General features: G+C 70.4%; 13 protein-coding genes. 8 read left to right on the top strand and 5 right to left on the bottom strand.

Annotation, left to right across the window (positions count from 1 at the left end):
* Nucleotides 1-76: 76 nt before the first annotated feature.
* Complete coding sequence (locus tag DLJ59_RS15985) at nt 77-274, top strand: hypothetical protein (protein ID WP_124773434.1); 198 nt, start codon at nt 77-79, stop codon at nt 272-274.
* A gap of 16 nt (nt 275-290) precedes the next feature.
* Nucleotides 291-1,619, top strand: coding sequence for a helix-turn-helix domain-containing protein (locus DLJ59_RS15990; RefSeq protein ID WP_124773435.1), 1,329 nt, complete (start codon nt 291-293; stop codon nt 1,617-1,619).
* Nucleotides 1,620-1,678: 59 nt separating this feature from the next.
* Here the strand turns inward: DLJ59_RS15990 and DLJ59_RS15995 are convergent, their stop codons facing one another.
* On the bottom strand, nt 1,679-2,929 hold the full coding sequence (locus DLJ59_RS15995) for an HNH endonuclease signature motif containing protein (protein ID WP_124773436.1): 1,251 nt from the start codon (nt 2,927-2,929) through the stop codon (nt 1,679-1,681).
* A gap of 107 nt (nt 2,930-3,036) precedes the next feature.
* Here DLJ59_RS15995 and DLJ59_RS16000 point away from each other — a divergent pair, with 107 nt between their 5' ends.
* The 3 genes from DLJ59_RS16000 to DLJ59_RS16010 are packed head-to-tail and all read left to right on the top strand — an operon-like array spanning nt 3,037 to nt 4,480.
* Nucleotides 3,037-3,678 (top strand): hypothetical protein, encoded by a 642-nt coding sequence (locus DLJ59_RS16000; protein WP_208648713.1) that lies wholly within the window; start codon nt 3,037-3,039, stop codon nt 3,676-3,678.
* A gap of 8 nt (nt 3,679-3,686) precedes the next feature.
* Nucleotides 3,687-4,085: a fluoride efflux transporter FluC gene (locus DLJ59_RS16005; RefSeq protein WP_124773437.1), complete on the top strand. Its 399-nt coding sequence runs from the start codon at nt 3,687-3,689 to the stop codon at nt 4,083-4,085.
* The gene (locus DLJ59_RS16010) at nt 4,085-4,480 is read left to right on the top strand and encodes a fluoride efflux transporter FluC (protein ID WP_124773438.1); all 396 of its coding nucleotides are present in this window, start codon (nt 4,085-4,087) and stop codon (nt 4,478-4,480) included. The genes DLJ59_RS16005 and DLJ59_RS16010 overlap by 1 nt, the downstream gene beginning before the upstream one ends.
* Here DLJ59_RS16010 and glgA read toward each other — a convergent pair.
* A complete protein-coding gene (gene glgA, locus DLJ59_RS16015; RefSeq protein ID WP_124773439.1) occupies nt 4,477-5,682 on the bottom strand; it encodes a glycogen synthase in 1,206 nt (401 codons plus the stop codon). The genes DLJ59_RS16010 and glgA overlap by 4 nt on opposite strands.
* 72 nt (nt 5,683-5,754) lie before the next feature.
* Between glgA and glgC the strand changes: the two genes are divergently transcribed.
* Together glgC and pgm are read left to right on the top strand one after the other, a co-directional pair.
* Nucleotides 5,755-6,987 carry a glucose-1-phosphate adenylyltransferase gene (gene glgC / locus DLJ59_RS16020; RefSeq protein ID WP_124773440.1) on the top strand — a complete coding sequence of 411 codons (1,233 nt, stop codon included), beginning with the start codon at nt 5,755-5,757 and terminating at the stop codon, nt 6,985-6,987.
* Between the two features lie 31 nt (nt 6,988-7,018).
* Nucleotides 7,019-8,662 carry a phosphoglucomutase (alpha-D-glucose-1,6-bisphosphate-dependent) gene (gene pgm / locus DLJ59_RS16025; protein ID WP_124773441.1) on the top strand — a complete coding sequence of 548 codons (1,644 nt, stop codon included), beginning with the start codon at nt 7,019-7,021 and terminating at the stop codon, nt 8,660-8,662.
* A gap of 49 nt (nt 8,663-8,711) precedes the next feature.
* Here pgm and DLJ59_RS16030 read toward each other — a convergent pair whose 3' ends face one another.
* Nucleotides 8,712-9,620: an NAD(+)/NADH kinase gene (locus DLJ59_RS16030; protein ID WP_425271429.1), complete on the bottom strand. Its 909-nt coding sequence runs from the start codon at nt 9,618-9,620 to the stop codon at nt 8,712-8,714.
* Between the two features lie 100 nt (nt 9,621-9,720).
* The gene (locus DLJ59_RS16035; protein ID WP_124773443.1) at nt 9,721-12,828 is read right to left on the bottom strand and encodes a M14 family metallopeptidase; all 3,108 of its coding nucleotides are present in this window, start codon (nt 12,826-12,828) and stop codon (nt 9,721-9,723) included.
* A 198-nt stretch (nt 12,829-13,026) separates the two neighbouring features.
* Between DLJ59_RS16035 and DLJ59_RS16040 the strand changes: the two genes are divergently transcribed.
* Nucleotides 13,027-14,337 (top strand): phenylacetate--CoA ligase family protein, encoded by a 1,311-nt coding sequence (locus tag DLJ59_RS16040; protein WP_124773444.1) that lies wholly within the window; start codon nt 13,027-13,029, stop codon nt 14,335-14,337.
* A gap of 21 nt (nt 14,338-14,358) precedes the next feature.
* Here DLJ59_RS16040 and DLJ59_RS16045 read toward each other — a convergent pair whose 3' ends face one another.
* Nucleotides 14,359-15,702, bottom strand: a complete 1,344-nt coding sequence (locus DLJ59_RS16045) for a hypothetical protein (protein WP_124773445.1) — start codon at nt 15,700-15,702, stop codon at nt 14,359-14,361.
* Nucleotides 15,703-15,740: the final 38 nt, after the last annotated feature.

The following is a 15,740-nucleotide window of genomic DNA, read 5'->3' on the forward strand; positions in this document are numbered from 1 at the left end:
CCCTCCCGTCATCCGCCGACCCCCGCCCCCGGGACCTCCATCACCTGTCAATTCGTTGCGCCGCGAGGAGGCACAGTTGGACGAGCGTTTGCCGGACGGGCCGTTGCCGCCCGCGTACCCGATCGTCGGGGCGCGGCCCCCGCAGCCGGACGGCGATCGGGTGCCCGCTCCGCCCCAGCCGACGCGGGCGCCGCTCACCCGCCGGCAGTACTCCTACGGGTTCGCGATCGCTGTGGTCGTACTCGTGCTGTTCGTGGTTGGGGTGCTGCGGTGAGCGCGACGGGCCGGCGGTGAACGAGCTGCCGGTGGGTCGCCGGGTCGCCCAGTGGCGCATCCGGCGGAACATGACGCAGCAGCAGTTCGCCGACCGGCTCGGCAAGTCGAAGAGTTGGGTGGACAAGGTCGAGCGTGGGGTACGCAGGTTGGAGCGGGTGTCCAACCTGCGGGAGGTCGCCGAGACGCTGCGCATCGACGTGGAGGTCCTGCTGGCCGCCCGGCCGGTGCGGCCGACCCCTGTTGCCGCCGGGGTGGACGGGGTCCGGACGGCGCTGGCGCGGTACCACCTACCGGGCGCGGCCCCACCGCCGTCGGTCGAGGAGTTGGCTGCCCGGCTGGAGCATGCCGAGCAGAGCTACCGGCACGCCCGCCACCCGGCGTTGCTGACCCTGCTACCCGGCCTACTCGACGCCGCCCGCGAGGCGCACGCGGCCGGCGAGGCGCACGCGGCCCGTCGCGGCGCGACGGACGCGCTGCTCGTGTCGGTGTACGCGCTCATCGCCCTGGTGCTGGTCAAGGTGGACCAGGGCGAACTGGCGTGGCTGGCCGCCGACCGTGGCATGACCGTCGCCCTGGCGACCCACGATCCGCGGTTGGCCGCCGTCGCCACCGTGTCACTGAGCCAGGCCCTGCGGTCGCGTGGTCGACGGCGCTCCGCCCTGGACGCCGCGCTCATCGCCGCTGACCGCCTCGGCGCGCACGGCAACTCCTCGGTCGACGTGGCGCTGCGCGGGACGCTGCTCCTTCAGGCCGCCCTCGCCGCCGCAGGCGGGGGATGCGAACGCGTCGCCCGCGAGGCGCTCGACCAGGCTACGACGATCGCGCGGAACGTCGGACCGGACGGCAGCGTGAACTCCGACGGTGCCGGCTCCGAGGGCTTGGGCGCCGATGGTGCCGGCTCTGGCGGTGCCGGCCCTGGTGGTGCTGGCTCTGGTGGTGCCGGCTCTGGCGGTGCCGGCGTTGGTGGTGCTGGCTTCGGTGGTGCTGGCTCTGGTGTCGGGGGTTTGGGTCGGGCGGCCGTCGAGGCGGCCCGGGTGGTCGCCGAGGTGGCCCTCGGCGACATCGACACGGCGATGGCCCGGCACGGGCGGCTGGTGACAGGGGACGAGTGGCGGTGGCTGTCGCCTGAGCACCGGGCCGCGTACCTCCTTGATGTGGCCCGCGGGTACGCCCGGACCGGTGACATGCGCCGCGCGGGCCGGGCGGTGCTCGACGCGGAGCGCACCGCCCACAGTGAGGTGCACGACCGCCTGGCGGCACGGAAGCTGGTCGCGGTCGTGTGGCGGTCCGCCGACGCCCCGGTCGGCCTGGCCCAACTCGCCGCCACCCTCCACGTCACCTGACGCACCAGGCACCAGGCACCAGGTATCAGGTATCAGGTATCAGGTATCAGCGTCGATGGCTATCTGCGTCGGTGGTAGTGGTTGCGGCGGGGGAGTTGTGTGGGGTCGAGCCAGGCGGGTGGGATGAACTCGGGGTGGCCGTCGCCGCCAAGTCGGACCGACCAGTCGCCGTGGTGCAGGTGGCGATGGTGGTAGCCGCAGAGCAGCACGCTGTTGTCGAGGCTGGTGTCACCGCCGTCGGCCCAGTGCCGGATGTGGTGGCCGTCGCACCAGCGCGGCGGGCGATCACAGCCCGGGAAGGCGCAGCCACGGTCACGCAGCACCAGGGCGCGTCGCAGCGGCCCTGAGATGAGGCGGCGTTGCCGGCCGACGTCGAGTGGTTGACCGGCGCCACCGAGGACTGCGGGGAGGATAGCGGCGTCGCAGGCGAGCCGACGCACGGCCTCGGGGGTGAGCTGAAGGCCAGTGTCGAGCGCGCCGCTGCCCAGCTGTCGGGTCAGCTCGTCATAGCCGGTGGTGATGACGACCTGGGTGGGGTCGCCGCCGTTCTCGGGGAGGTCGCCGGTGCGCAGCGCGAGGCGGCACACGTCGGCGAGGGCGTCATGGCGGCGCTGCCCCGCAGTGCGGGGGTCGTCGGGGCCAAGCGGTGCGCTGAGGGGGTCGATGGCGGCGCGCAGCGCGGCGGCGGCCTCGGTGTCGAGGATGCCGGTGAGGCGTAGCCGACCGTCGGTCTGCTCGCTGATCGTGAGGTGTCGGTCCCGGGCGGCCCGCGACTCCTGCGCCCGCACCGCCGCCTCGGCGGCGGCGTCGGCGGCCTCCGGGGCGACGTGGTCGAGGATCCGGGTGCCAAGTTTGCGCAGCAGGCCGGCGTCGAACTGCGCCGCCCAACCGACGAGGACACCGACGGCCTTGTCGGCGGCCTCCGCGCCGGCGCTGGCGTGGACGGTCTCGACGGTCTCGGCGATGACCCGGACCTGCTCCACGTCGACCGTTGCGGCGGCCAACGCGTCCTGCACCCCAGGCGGGGCGGCGTCGAGGGTCGCGGCCAGCTCGACCAGACGCCGGGCGGCGCCGACCCCGAGCCGCAGCCGGTCCCGCAGCCACACGGCTGTCGAGGACGCGCCCTGCGCCGTCGCGGTGCCTCGACCGTCCAGCTCGCGTACGAGGCCCAGCTTGACCGCGGCCAGGCGTTGCTCCAGCCGATGTGCCGCGTCCAGTGCCGCCACGAGATCGTGCTCGCTGGCGGCCCAGGCGGCCGTGTCGAAGCAGGCCGCCACCGCGGCCTCCGCCTGCTCCAACGCATCGATCACCACCACAACTTAGAACAGCTGTACGGCATCCTTCGGCACCCGTTGCCGGCCTGGCCGAAGCGAATCACCGGACCACGGCGTGCGCGCGGGTGGCGTAGCCTCCGGCCGTGATCAAAAAGGTGAGGGTCGCGGTTGTGGGCGTCGGCAACAACACCTCCGCGCTGGTGCAGGGAATCGCCCTGCACCGCGAGAGCGGCAGTCTGGTGGGTGTTCGCAGGCCGATTGTCGACGGGATCGCGGTGGGCGACATTGAGTTCGTCGCGGCCTTCGCCACCTCCAAGGAGAAGATCGGCAGAGATCTGACCGAGGCGATCTTCCTGCCGCCCAACAACTTCCCCCGGCTCAACTGCGACCTGCCCAGGGCAGGTGTTCCCGTCACCGAAGGGCTTGTCGACGCGACCGCTGTGGACCGGGTGGCGGCGGCGCTGGGTGGGGCTGAGGTGCTGCTCTACTCCGCGCCGAGTGGCCGACCGGAGGTCGCACGGGCGTACGCCGAGGCAGCGCGGACGGCCGGCGTCGCCTTCATCAACACCACCGCCGACCCGATCTCCCGCGATCCGCAGGTGATGAGCGGGTTCGAGGCGGCCGGTCTGCCGCTGCTCGGAGACGACCTGGCCAGCCAGTTCGGCACCTCGGTGGTGCACAACGCGCTGCTGCGGTTGTTGCAGGAGCGGGGCCTCACGCTGGTCAGCTCGTACCAGGTCAAGGCTTGCCCAGCCGGGGCGGTCGCGGCGGACGACGGTGCGTGAATGGGTGCATGACAATCCTCGCGATCGTCGTCGGCGGTGGCATCGGCGCCACCCTGCGTTACCTGCTGGGGCTCGGGCTCGCGCCGTCCACGCCGCCTGACTTCCCCTGGGTCACCTTCGTGATCAACATGGTGGGCGCCTTCGCGCTCGGCGCCGTGATGACGCTGCTCGCGGCACACCGGCTGCCCGGCCCGTGGGGCAAGCCGTTTCTGTCGACCGGGCTCATCGGCGGGTTCACGACCTGGTCGCACTTCATCGTCGAGTCCGACCAACTGATCGGGGCGCGGCGCAGCGCCATCGGCATCGTCTATCTCGTCGTGTCCATCGTCGGTGGAGTGCTCGCGGCGGCGCTCGGCGCCCGGCTGGCGGAACTGCGGGTGGGGCACCCGGCGGGAAGGCGCGCCTGATGTGGGTGGGCATCGGGGTGTTCCTGGCCGGCGGGCTGGGCGCGCTGTCCCGCGCCGGGGTGGACGCGCTGGTGAAGCCGTGGTGGAGCGCGCGGGCCACCGGGTCCAGCAAAGCCTTCCCGGCGAGCACCTTCCTGATCAACGTCTCCGGTGCCTTCGTGCTCGGCATCGTCACCGGCTACGCCGTGAAGAACACCGCCGCCGGCGCACAGGACTTCGCCGCCGTCGTCGGCGTCGGCTTCCTCGGCGCCTACACCACCTTCTCCACCGAGGAATGGCACTCCCTCGGGCTGCTACGCAAGAACGCCGCCGTCGAGGCCTTCAACGTGCTCGGCAGCCTCTGCGCGAGCCTCGTGCTGGCCGCGCTCGGCCTGTGGCTCGGCAGCCTGCTCTAGGGGGCCAGCACGGAGCGGTAGATGTCCACGGTGCGGGCGGCGATGGCGTCCCAGGAGAAGTGCTCCACCGCGCGCCGCCGGCCGGCCAGGCCGAACCGTTCGGTGCGCGCCGCGTCGGCCAGCAGCGTGTTGATCGCCGCCGCCAGATCGGCCACGAAGCGGTCCGGGGCCAGTGGCGTGCCGGAGCCGTCGGTGGCCTGCTCGATCGGCACCAACAGGCCCGTCTCACCGTCGGCCACCACCTCGGGGATACCGCCGGTGGCGGTCGCCACCACCGCCGTCTCGCAGGCCATCGCCTCCAGGTTGACGATGCCCATCGGCTCGTAGACCGACGGGCAGGCGAAGACGGTGGCGTGGGTGAGCACCTGGATCACCTCGGGCTTGGGCAGCATCTCCGCCACCCAGACCACCCCGGAACGGTTGGCCCGCAGCTCGGCCACCAACTCCTCCACCTCGGCGGCGATCTCGGCCGTGTCCGGCGCACCCGCGAGCAGCACCAGCTGGGTGTCCGCCGGCAACTCCCGGGCGGCGCGCAGCAGGTAGGGCAGGCCCTTCTGCCGAGTGATCCTTCCCACGTAGACGACGCTGGGTCGGGACGGGTCGATGCCGAGCCGGTCGAGCACGTCGGTGCCGGGGTCCGGGGCGTACTGGATGGTGTCGATGCCGTTGTAGACCACCCGGACCCGGTCCGGGTCGATCTGCGGGTAGGCGGTGAGCACGTCGTTGCGCATCCCCCCGCTGACCGCGATGATCGCGTCGGCCGACTCGTACGCGGTGCGCTCGATCCAGGACGAGAGCGCGTAACCGCCGCCGAGCTGCTCGGCCTTCCACGGCCGCAGTGGTTCCAGGCTGTGCGCGGTCACCACGTGCGGCACCCCGTGCAGCAGCTTCGCGGTGTGACCGGCCAGGTTCGCGTACCAGGTGTGGCTGTGCACCACGTCGGTGCCGGCCGTGCCGGCGGCCATCTCCAGGTCCACGCCCATCGTGCGCAGCGCGGCGTTCGCGCCGGTCAGGCCGGACGGTTCGGCGTACGCGGTGACGCCCGGCTCGGTGCGCGGCAGGCCGAAGCAGTGCACCCGCACGTCGGCGAGGCGGCGCAACTCCCGAGCCAGGTACTCGACGTGCACGCCCGCGCCGCCGTAGACCTCCGGTGGGTACTCGCGGGTGAGCAGATCGACGCGCAGCGGGGAGGGTTCCGTCATGACCCCGCACCCTAGTGCAGAAGACTCCCCGTACGAGTGGTGAAGTGGGGCAAGGGTGGATAGCGTCGTGGCATGGCTGCCAAGGTGCTCGCGATCGTCCTGGCGGGTGGGGAGGGCAAGCGCCTGATGCCACTCACCACGGACCGGGCCAAGCCGGCCGTCCCGTTCGGCGGGATGTACCGCATGGTCGACTTCGTCCTCTCCAACCTGGCCAACGCCGGCTATCTCAAGATCGTCGTGCTGACCCAGTACAAGTCCCACTCCCTCGACCGGCACATCACCAAGACCTGGCGGATGTCCACCCTGCTCGGCAACTACGTCACCCCGGTGCCCGCACAGCAACGCCGCGGCCCGTGGTGGTTCGCCGGCTCGGCCGACGCCATCTACCAGAGCTTCAACCTCATCAACGACGAGCAGCCCGACTACGTGATCGTCTTCGGCGCCGACCACATCTACCGGATGGACCCGCGGCAGATGGTGGAGGACCACATCGCCTCCGGCGCGGCGGTGACCGTCGCCGGCATCCGCCAGCCGCTGTCGACGGCCGACCAGTTCGGCGTCATCGAGGTCGGCGAGGACGGCAAGCGGATCCGGGCGTTCCGCGAGAAGCCCACCGACGCGGTGGGCCTGCCCGACGCACCGGACGAGATCTACGCCTCGATGGGCAACTACGTCTTCACCACCCGGGCGCTCTGCGAGGCTGTCGAGCGCGACGCCGAAGACAAGACCAGTAAGCACGACATGGGCGGCAGCATCATCCCGATGCTCGTCGAGCGCGGCGAGGCCAACGTCTACGACTTCCGCGACAACGAGGTGCCGGGCAGCACCGACCGTGACCGCGGCTACTGGCGGGACGTGGGAACGCTGGACTCGTTCTACGACGCGCACATGGATCTGATCAACGTGCACCCCGTCTTCAACATGTACAACTTCGACTGGCCGATCTACACCGAGCAGCCGCCGTGGCCGCCGGCGAAGTTCGTCCACCAGTGGGGTGAGCGGGTCGGCCGGGCGGTCGGCTCGATGGTCTCACCGGGAGTGGTGATCTCCGGCTCGCTGGTGGAGAACTCGATCGTCTCGCCGAAGGTGCGGGTGCACTCCTGGGCGCACGTCGAGGGCTCGGTGCTGATGGAGGGTGTGGAGATCGGCCGGCACGCGGTGATCCGGCGGGCCATCCTGGACAAGAACGTGTTCGTCCCGGAGGGCGTCGAGATCGGCGTCGACCTGGAGAAGGACCGGCAGCGCTACACGGTCTCCGACAACGGCATCGTGGTGATCGGCAAGGGCCAGAAGGTCGTGCCGTGACCGTCCCGCACTCCCCGAGGAGGATCCCGCAGTGACCCACCCCCGTGCCGGCCAGCCCGCCGAGCCCGCCGACCTGGTCGACGTGCCGCGCCTGGTGACCGCCTACTACGCCGAGCATCCGGATCCCGCGGACCCGGCCCAGCAGGTCTCCTTCGGCACCTCCGGCCACCGCGGCTCCAGCCTGCGCAACGCGTTCAACTCCGACCACATCCTGGCGGTCACCCAGGCGCTCTGCGACTACCGACGCGAGCAGGGGTTGGACGGGCCGCTCTTCCTCGCCCGGGACACCCACGCCCTCTCCGCCCCGGCCGCGGTGGACGCCCTGGAGGTGCTCGCCGCCAACGGGGTCACCGTGCTGGTGGACAGCCGCGACGGCTACACGCCGACCCCGGCGCTGTCGTACGCGATCCTCACCCACAACCGGGGGCGGACCAGCGGGCTCGCCGACGGCATCGTGATCACCCCGTCGCACAACCCGCCCGACGACGGCGGTTTCAAGTACAACCCCACCAACGGCGGACCAGCCGACACCGACGTGACCCGATGGATCCAGGACCGGGCCAACGCCATCCTCGCCGCCGGGCTCAAGGAGGTCCGTCGGATCACCTACGCGCGGGCGCGGGCCGCCGACACCACCGGGGAGTACGACTTCCTCGCCAACTACGTCGACGACCTGCCGGCGGCGATCGACATCGACGCCATCCGCGATGCGGGGATCCGCATCGGCGCGGACCCGCTGGGCGGGGCGAGCGTGGCGTACTGGGGTGAGATCGCGCAGCGGCACCGGCTGGACCTGACCGTGGTCAACCCGACCGTCGATCCGACCTGGCGGTTCATGACCCTGGACGGCGACGGCAAGATCCGGATGGACTGCTCCTCGCCGAACGCGATGGCGTCGCTGATCGCCGCGCGTGCCGACTACCAGATTTCCACCGGCAACGACGCCGACGCCGACCGGCACGGCATCGTCACCCCGGACGCCGGGCTGATGAACCCCAACCACTACCTGGCGGTGGCGATTCGTCACCTGTTCCGCACCCGCACCGAGTGGGGGCCGGCCGCCGCGGTGGGCAAGACCCTGGTCTCCTCGTCGATGATCGACCGGGTCGCCGCCGACCTGGGCCGGCCGCTGTTGGAGGTGCCGGTCGGCTTCAAGTGGTTCGTGCCCGGCCTGCTGGACGGCGCGGTCGGCTTCGGCGGTGAGGAGAGCGCCGGGGCGTCGTTCCTGCGCCGCGACGGCTCGACCTGGACCACCGACAAGGACGGTCTGCTGCTCTGTCTGCTCGCCGCCGAGATCCAGGCCACCACCGGCCGCAGCCCGAGCCAGCACTGGGCGGAGTTGGCCGAGCGCTTCGGCGCTCCCTCGTACGCCCGGATCGACGCCCCGGCCACCCGCGAGCAGAAGGCGGTGCTCGGCAAGCTGTCCCCGGAGCAGGTCACCGCCACGGAGCTCGCCGGTGAGCCGATCACCGCGACGCTGACCACCGCCCCCGGCAACGGCGCACCGATCGGTGGCCTCAAGGTCAGCACCGAGTCCGGCTGGTTCGCCGCGCGCCCGTCCGGCACCGAGGACGTCTACAAGATCTACGCCGAGTCCTTCCAGGGCCCCGAGCACCTCACGCAGATCCAGGAAGAGGCCAAGCACCTGGTGGACAGCGTCCTGACCCAGGCCTGAGCCTCGTTGGTCAACAGGGTGCGGGGCCCTGTTGATCAACATGGCGTGGTCAGCAGGGCGGGGGTAGTTCCTTCCGGGTGCGGCGCAGCTCCTCGGGGAGCAGTTCGCGCAACTGCTCGGGCAGGAACGGCAGGTCGAGCAGTGTCATCTTCAACTGGTTGCGTTCCTGGTAACGCAGCGGGTCGAAGCGCACCACCAGACCGGCGTTGCGGCGGTAGCTGATATCCACCGCTCCCTCCGTGGCCGCGTCCCGGAACACCAACCCGTCCATCTCCACCACCACCGGCGACGAGTCGGGCTCCAACTCCAGCCGGATCTTCTCGTCCGGCGCGAGCACCACCGACCGGGAGATACCGGCCATCGGCGCGGACGGCGTGATCACCACCGAGTCCGCCGCCGGGGAGATCAGCGGGCCGCCGGCCGCGTAGCTGTACGCCGTCGAGCCGATCGGGGTGCTCACCACCACGGCGTCACAGCGGTAGTAGCCGTACTGCTGGCCGTCGATGGCGAGGGTGAGGTTGACGAAGCCCGAGCCGGGTTGGCGGACCAGCGCGATGTCGTTGAACGCCACCACGTCGTCACCGCAGACGTCGCAGGCCAGGCAGGCGTGCGACTCGATGGTGAAATCCTTCGACAACAACCGGCTCAGCGCCTCGGGCAGATCCGGCGGTTCGATCTCGACCAGAAAACCCAGGCGACCCAGGTGTACGCCGAGCACCGGCTTCGGGTCGAGCACGGCCGAACGCAGCGCACCCAGCATGGTGCCGTCCCCGCCGATGCTGATCAGGGCGTCGGCGCGGGTCGCCACCTCGTCCGCCGGCACCGGTACGACGCAGGACGGGACGCGGTGCTGGTCCTCCTCGCGCACCATCAGCGTCTTGTGGTGACGCGTCGCCCACCGCTCGATGATCCCGACCACCTCGGTGACATCCCGGGTGGGGTGCAGCACAAGTCCCAGCCCCGACACCCGTACAGCTCACCACATCGGCGGCGACCGCACCCGGCGTACACCGAAGGTGCGCCGACGGTCCGCGGACCGTCGGCGCACCTCGCCGCCATCAGGGCCGGGGCTGCCCGGTGAGGTGGGTCAGCGAGCGGGCGACCAGATCATCGCGGTCCGCCGGAGGCAGACCCTCCAACCCGAAGCCCAGATACACCGTGTCCCCGGTGACCACCACCGAGCCCTCCTCGAACGCCTGCTGGCTGCGCGACCAGTCGTTGGCGTTGCCAGCGGAGCCCGGCGGCGGGCCGGCCACCGTCCAGCCGCCCAGGTCGGCCGACTCGAACGAGGTCTCCGCCACTGTCGACCCGTCGACCAGCACCCGGGCGTCGTCCAGGAAGACACCGAGACCCTGGGTGCCCCAGTCCGAGGCGTACGTGATCGACACCTCGACCTGCTTGCCGGCGTAGCCCGACAGGTCGACCACGAACTCCTTCCAACCCCCCGACGACCCGGTCGCCGCGTTCCAGCTGCCGGTGCTCCCGGTGGGGGAGCAGTCCGCGCCCTGGTAGTGCGCCAGGAACGGGTGCAACTGCTCCACCCAACCCTCGACGCAGCTGTCCCCGGTGACAGTGCCGGTCTTGCCGTTGGCGTCCGGCAGGGTCGTCCAGTCGTCGCTGCCCACCTCGTGCGCCTCGACGAACATGAAGTCCCAGTCCTGCTCGATCTCGTACGAGGTGAAGAAGCGCAACTCCCCGCTGCTCGCCCCGGTCAGGTCAACCGTGCGCGTGAGCCGCTTGTACGACTCGTCGGTCTGCCCGCTGTGCAGGTACCACTCACCAGTGCGCGGATCGAACGGCGCACCGCCCGGCCGGGTCCAGCCCACCGGCGCGGAACTGGCGAACTGCGGGAACTCGTCCGGCGGCAGGAAGCTCGACGTGGTCAGGAACGACGCGGTGTGCGCCTGGTTCTCGGCCGAGCCGGCAGCGTTCAACTGCCCGTTGAAGCCGGTGAACGCCGCGTCGGTCCCGGCGACCGGGTACGGCTCGCCCGTCGGGCTGGTTCCGCCGTCACTGACGTAGGTGTGCGCGCCCAGCCAGTACTGCTGGAAGTCGTTCAACAGCGGCAGACAGTTGGCGGACTCGGCGTCGGCGCACTCCGGTGGCGCGTCCGGGTGATAGACGTACGACCCGTTGGCACCCTGCGCGAACAACGCGTACTGGCCGCTGACCAGCAGCTTGCCGCCCTCGTTCAGGTAGTCCCGAACGGCCAGTTCGGTCTCCAGCGCCGCCCTCGCCGTCGTGCCGGCCACCTGACCGGGGGAGCGCAGGATCACGTCGTCGCCGGTCTCCCAGACCACCGCCTTGTAGTGCGACAGCACGCCGAGCGGGTGCGGCGCCTTGCGACCCATCGCGTCGAAGTCGTACACGTCGCTGCTGCGCCCGGCGGCGCTCAGCGACGCCGCGACCTCGTCGGCGTACTTCGCGGTGGTGCCGGTCTGCGCCGGACTGAGGCCGGTGACGTCCTCCATCGCGAGGACCAGCACGTCACCGCCGATGTCGTTGTGCACCCGATAGGTGAAGTGTTCGCTGGCCACCACCCCTGCTCGCGGTTTGTTTCCGGTGAACCAGACCTCCACCCGGTCGCCCGGCTTCGCGCCACTGACCTTGCCCCGCAGCTCGGCGTAGTAGTCGTCGTGGGTGTCGCCGTACCGCTCGCCGCCGCGCCACTCGCGGACCGCGACCGTCTTCGGCCGCCCACCGTTGACCGTGTAGTGCATCCGCACGTTCTTCAGGGCCCGACGGGTGATCGAGGCGACCTGCTGGGTGCGCCCGTACGAGGTGTCGAAGGCGTCCACCACGAAGTCCGGAGTGCTCCGACCGACCACCGATACCGGATCGTCCGGGTCCGCCGCGGACCGGGCCACGGCCAGCGCGAACGGTAGGTTCTTGCCCACCTCGCCGGCGATCAGCGCCTCGTCGTCGGGGAAGATGAAACCGCTGACGCAGTCCTCGGGGCGCCACTGGTCGTCCGGGTCAACGGCCGAGGCGGCCTCGCAGGTGGACATCTCCGGGGTGAAACCCAGCGTGCCGTACTTGACGGTGGCGTGACTGTCGGTGTCCCCGTTGGTGGTGTACAGCTCGGCGGAGATGTCCGGGTCGTAGCCGGGCACCGCCGGGTGCGCGTCGTCACCGGCCATCGCCTGGTAGATCACGTCGTCCGGGCTGGGGGTGCTCACCTGCCAGCCGATGCCGTAGAGCAACAGCTCGGCCGCCGAGTGGTAGTTGACGAAGAACTCGAACCCGACCCGCTTGAAGAGCCGGTCCAGGGCCACCGTCTCCGGCTCCGAGTTGGGGCCCGGGCCCCGGTAGGTCTCGCTGTTCGGCTCCGGCGACGAACCCTCGTTGTCGTACCCCCACTTGTAGCTGAAGTTGCGGTTCAGGTCGACGCCGTCACCGGAGCCGACCTGCCCGTCTCCGTTGTTGTCGCGCAGGTTCTTGCGCCACAGCCGGTTACCGGGGGTGAACGTGAAGTCGTAGCCATCCGGGTTGGCGACCGGCAGGAACCACAGTTCGGTCTTGTTCAGGAGTTGGGTGATCTCCGGGTCGGTGCCGTAGCTGTCCAGCACGTGATGCATCAGCCGGCGGGTCATCTCCGGAGTGATCCATTCGCGGGCGTGCTGCGCACCGGCGTAGAGCACTGCCGGTCGCTGGCCGTCGGCGACGGTTCGCGCGTTCTTGGTGACCTTCATGGCGATGATCGGCTGCCCCTGCTGGCTGCGACCGATCGTCTGCACCTTGGCGAGCTTCGGATACCGGGCCGCTGTGGCGTTCAGCTCGTCCCGCAGGCCGCCCGCCTCCCCGTAGGGCCGGAAGCTCGTCCAGCCGGCGGCGGCCTGCTCCCGCAGCGCCTGCGACGCGTCCTTGCCCCGCACCTTCTTCACCGACAGCGGTACGCCCTTGTCGGTCAACCGCTTCGCCTGCCGTCGGCTGAGGACCGTCTCGACAGTGGTGCGGCCGGATGAGTCCGTCTTCGCGTCGTGGCCGAGGTCGACCCCCGCCGCGCGCAGCTGCTCCCGCTGTTTCGCGTCGACCGTGCCGACGTACACCTCCAGGCCGTCGCGGACGCCCGGGTCGGACGGTGGCCGCGCGCTGGCTGGTGGGCTGAGCGCCAGTGCGCCGAGCAGGGTGACCACGCCGGCGATCGCCAGTCGTCTCGGTCTCATCGCGCCTCCTTGGGTGAAGGACCTGTAGGCGCGAGCCTCTCGGTGTGGCGTGATCGATGTCAATAGTTCGATGGAGGCGACGTTGCTGACCGTGTCGATGTCGGTGCCAATGGTGACGGGCGGGTGACGTGCCTCGTAACTGGCCTTTTGTCGCCTCGTTGAAAGGGTGCTGATGAGCAAGCTGGGAGGCGACTTGACGTGCGTGGGCTGATGGAGCACGGGTGGCTGTTCGCGGAACGCCGCCGGCGTCTCGAGCGAAAGGTCGCGCTCTACGACAAGCCCCTGTCCCGCGCGGAGATCGAGCGGATCCAGGTCGAACGCTTCAACACGATGTGGGCGTACTGCCTGACCCGGGTGCCGTTCTACAGGTCCTGGCGAAAGGAACACGGCCTGCCCAGCGGCATCTCGCGGCCGTCGGACCTGCGCCACTTTCCGACGCTCGACAAGGAGCTGCTGATCAGCCGCTCGGCCGAGGTCTTCGCTGGTGGTTCGACGAAGCAGGCCTACAGCACCGGCGGGAGCACCGGTCAGCCCACCAAGTTTCCGCGCGGGCGGGACGAGTCGACGGACCGGTGGGCGAACAACTATCTCGGGCGAGCGTGGCGGGGAATCCAACCGTTCGAGCCGCAGGTCCTGCTCTGGGGGCACTCGCACCTGTTCGGCGACGGGCTGGCCAGCCGGATCGCTCGGCTGCGGCGCGGCGTCGCCGACCGCCTGGTGAACATCACCCGGTTGAACGCCTACGACCTCAGCGAACCTGCGCTTCGAGGGCACTACGAGGCGATCCGGTCCCGGCAACCCGTGTTGCTGGTCGGCTACACCTCGGCAATCTTCAAAGTCGCCCGCTACATCGAACGCAACACGCTGGACCTGGGAGACATGAGCCGGTTGCGTGCCGTGATCCTGACCGCGGAGACGGCCAGTGACGCGGACATCGCGATGATCGAACGGGTCTTCAGGGCGACGGCGGTCATCGAGTACGGCGCCGCGGAGACCGGCCTGGTGGCGATGTCCCGTGAGCAGGCGCGGTCCATCCAGGTCATCTGGGACAGCTTCATCTGTCTGGTCGCCGACGATGCCTCGCTCACCGTCACCACCCTCGACGACCGTCTGTTCCCGCTGGTCAACTACGCCATCGGGGACCAGGTCGAGGCAACTGACATCGTCGACGGCAACGCGCTCGAACTCCGCTCGATCCTCGGCCGACGGCAGGAGATCGTGCAGGTCGGCTCCGCGCGCGGGACCCTTGACCTTTCGCCGATCCTGCCGGTGCACATCCTCAAGACCCTTCCGGGAATCGTCGGCGTCCAGTTCCGCCAGGAGCGACCTGACGCCCTGCACATCTACGTGCAGGCAGACCACGAGCTCGATCTCGAAGCGGTGAGCCTGTACTTCGCTCGGGAGCTGCGGAAGGACCATCCTGATCTTCGCGCCGAATCGGTGACGTTCCACCAGGTTGCCGACCAGGTTCGCACCCGTGCCGGCAAGCACGCCCTGTTCGTGTCCTGATCCGAGTCGGCGCTGCGGCCCTCACCGGCCGATGAGGTCGACCGGTGGCGCGGTGTGACGCCCCTGCTCAGGGGCGAGCGGCTTGTGCCGATGAGATCCGCGCCGCCGGTATCGACGCGACACCGCGGCCAGCACGAGGATCCCCGCTACCAGCATCTCCGCGACGGTGGTGGCGGCGGCGGCACCCGTCGGTCCAAGTGTCGTTGCCTGGATGAGTAGCGCGCCGGCCAACAGCACACCGATCGACAGGGCGAGACGGGTGGCGGCGGTGTAGCTTCCGTCGCCGATGCGGTTGAGCGTGTAGGCGCGGTTCACTGTGGTGAACGGTAGGGCGAGCGCCAACAGTTGCAGCCAGAGCGCCGACTCGGGTATCGGCAGCGTGAGCAGGCTCGTCGTGAGCCACGGCGCGGCGGCGATGACCCCGGCGGCGATGACTGTCGCACCGATGACGGCGATCACCTCGCTCTCCCGGCTGATCGCCATCTTGGGACCGAGATTGTGTCGCCGCCGGGTCCGGATCGCCATGGGCACCCGGAGCCCGCTGAACGTCACGGCGACCAGTGCCTGATAGATGTTGACCAGGGCGCCATAGCAGCCCACCACCTGAGGGCTCGCCACCAAGGAGAGAGCGATGGTGCTGGCGCGGCCGGTGAACGCCTCGGCGAGACTGTAGGTGAACAGCGGCCGGCTCAACCGGAAGGCGCGCCCGGCAGCCCGCAGCGAGAGCCCTCTCCACATCGCCGGAGGGGCGTCCGCGCCCCGACAGGCCAGTATCTCCGTGCTCAGCAGGTAGGCGGCGGCGCCAACCAGCAGTGCGGTGGTCAGCGGAGCGCCCGCGACCAGCAGCACCATGGACAGCAGACGGGTGCCGGTTATCGCGGCCGAGGCCGCGATGAAGCGCATCTGTCGGGCGAGGTCGCCGAAGCGCAGGTCGGCGAGGCTGTTGAAGATCATCACGCCGCCGGCGCTGATCAGGGCCGCCAGGCCGTATCCCTGGTCGGCGTAGAGCGCGGCGATCACCAGGGTGGCGGTGGCCATGGCGGGCACTGCCACCAGGAGTCGTTGACTGTGCGCCGCTCGGCGTTCCTCGTCGTTGCCGGACACGTACAGCAGGGACGACCCACCCATGACCAGGTTGGCCACCCAGGTCAGCGCGGCCGTCATCACGCTGTACGCCGCGATCTCGGCGGTTTGGCCCTGCCGGGCGCTGTAGGCGAGTATGCCGGCGTTCAACAGGCCGCTCACCAGGCTGGACACCGACGCCACGACAGTGTTGGACCGCACCCCCGGCCGGCGACTTCCCTGGGAGCGGAGGGGCTCGGTGGGCTTGGCGAGCGTCTGCTCCGACGTCGACCGTTCAGTCAATCGTGGTCCTTTCACGGCGGCTGGGCACCGCCCGCCGC

This window comes from Micromonospora inaquosa, from assembly GCF_003857055.1.
In the GTDB taxonomy this organism is placed as follows: domain Bacteria; phylum Actinomycetota; class Actinomycetes; order Mycobacteriales; family Micromonosporaceae; genus Micromonospora; species Micromonospora inaquosa.

Coding starts and splice junctions, on each gene's coding strand:
- DLJ59_RS16005 (WP_124773437.1), top strand. CDS start 3,687: ATGACAATCCTCGCGATCGTCGTCGGCGGTGGCATCGGCGCCACCCTG.
- DLJ59_RS16010 (WP_124773438.1), top strand. CDS start 4,085: ATGTGGGTGGGCATCGGGGTGTTCCTGGCCGGCGGGCTGGGCGCGCTG.
- glgA (WP_124773439.1), bottom strand. CDS start 5,682: ATGACGGAACCCTCCCCGCTGCGCGTCGATCTGCTCACCCGCGAGTAC.
- glgC (WP_124773440.1), top strand. CDS start 5,755: ATGGCTGCCAAGGTGCTCGCGATCGTCCTGGCGGGTGGGGAGGGCAAG.
- DLJ59_RS16035 (WP_124773443.1), bottom strand. CDS start 12,828: ATGAGACCGAGACGACTGGCGATCGCCGGCGTGGTCACCCTGCTCGGC.